This is a genomic window from Protofrankia coriariae, from assembly GCF_001017755.1.
GTDB classification, from domain to species: domain Bacteria; phylum Actinomycetota; class Actinomycetes; order Frankiales; family Frankiaceae; genus Protofrankia; species Protofrankia coriariae.
Map to the genome: position 1 here is coordinate 17,563 of NZ_JWIO01000015.1, position 1,899 is coordinate 19,461.

The following is a 1,899-nucleotide window of genomic DNA, read 5'->3' on the forward strand; positions in this document are numbered from 1 at the left end:
CGGCCGCCCGCCGGCTGCGGGCGCTCGACGCCGCCGGCCACCAGCCCGACAGCAACCTCGACCGCCACCCTGGCTGCGACAACCATGGCGACCGGTCCCATGACGGTGGCCGTGACGAGCCTGGCCGTGACGAGAGAGGCCGTGACGAGCCTGGCAACACGGGCAACCTCGGCGGCGAGGGCGGCGAGGCGGGCCAGCCCCGCGGCAACCGCCAGGGCGGCCTGCCGTACCGCGTCCAGCTGCACGGCATCGAACTGCACGCGCCGACCGCGTCCGCGGCAGCCATGGCCGTGACGGCGAGCGGCGAACGGGCCGAGATCACCGTTGCCGACTTCTTCGCCGTGCCGGCGCAGCCCGACTTCGACGCCGTCGTGGGCAACCCGCCGTACGTGCGATACCAGAAGTTCCACGGCGAAGCCCGCGGGCGCGCCCAGGTCGCCGCCGGGCAGGCCGGTGTCCGCCTGACCAACCTGGCCAGCTCGTGGGCCGCGTTCACCGTGCACGCGGCCCGGTTCCTGCGCCCGGCCGGACGTCTCGGCCTGGTGCTCCCGGCCGAGCTGCTGGCGGTGAACTACGCCGCGCCCGTCCGGCAGTTCCTGCTGGAACGCTTCCGGCACGTCCAGCTCGTGCTGTTCACCGAGCGGGTCTTCCCCGGGGTGCAGGAAGAGGTCCTGCTGCTGCTCGCGGAGGGCACCGGGCCGGCCGACCGCTTCGACGTCCACCAGGTGCGCGACCTGGCCGAACTCGCCGCCACCGGGGCCGGGCACACCGCGGGCCCGGCCGGCGGCACGACACCGTGCGGGGGAAGCCCGTTCGACAGGGACCAGCCCGCGGAGCGGGCCGTGGGCCCGGCCGGCGGCGTGGCGCGCCAGCGGGCACCGGGCCTGCCTACGGGTGTGGGCCTGCCCGCGGATGTGCGCCGGCTGGCGGCGGTGAGCCGGCCCGCGCTCCTGGTGCCGACCACGGCTGGCACCCCGGCGGCTGACGGGCCGCCGGCGGTTACCGGGCCCTCCGCGGCTGACGGGCCACTGGCAGCGGCCGTACCCCCGACAGCGATCGCTTCCCCGACAGTGATCGCTCCCTCGGCAGCGATTGCGTCGCCGGCAGCCGTCACGGCCGCGGCGGTGGTCGTGCACCCGGCGGCGGGCGCGGGTACACCGGCGCCCGAGCCGCAGGCCTCCTGGATGCCAGCGCTGATCAGCGTCGCCGCCCGGCAGGCCATGCTCGAGCTCACCATCGCCGGCCTCTTCGGGACGCTGGCGACCTGGGGCCGCACGACGCTCGGCGCGGTGACGGGCAACAACCGCTACTTCGCACTCAGCCGGGAGCGGGCGGACGCGCTCGGCCTCGGCGACGACGAGCTCGTTCCGATCTCGCCGCCGGGCTCCCGGCACCTGCGGGCCCTCACGCTACGGACCAGCGACTGGCAGCGGCTGACCGACACCGGCCTGGCGACCCTGCTGTTCCGGCCGGGGCCGCGGCCGTCCCCGGCGGCCCGGGCCTACATCGCGGCGGGCGAACGTAACGAGGTCGACCTGGCGTACAAGTGCCGGATCCGCAGCCCCTGGTGGCAGGTCCCCCTCCCGGTCACGCCGGCGGACCTGCTGCTGACCTACATGAACGCGGACACCCCGCAGCTGGCGACCAACCGGGCCGGGGTGGCGCACCTGAACTCCGTCCACGGGGTCGTCCTCGCCCCCGAACACCGGCGTACCGGACGGGACCTGCTGCCGCTGGCTGCGCTGAACTCCGTGACGATGCTCGCCGCCGAGACGGTCGGGCGCGCCTACGGCGGCGGCATGCTCAAACTCGAGCCGCGGGAGGCGGCCCGGCTGCTGGTACCCGCCCCGGAGCTGCTCGAACGGCTGCGACCGCAACTGTCCGCGGCCCGCCGCGGCG

The 1,899-nt window shown here is 75.9% G+C and carries 1 pseudogene (only partly in view); it reads left to right on the plus strand.

The features are described from left to right. Positions 1–1,899, plus strand: a pseudogene (locus FrCorBMG51_RS31065) (N-6 DNA methylase) (its annotated part extends 346 nt beyond the left edge of the window); the annotation flags it as partial.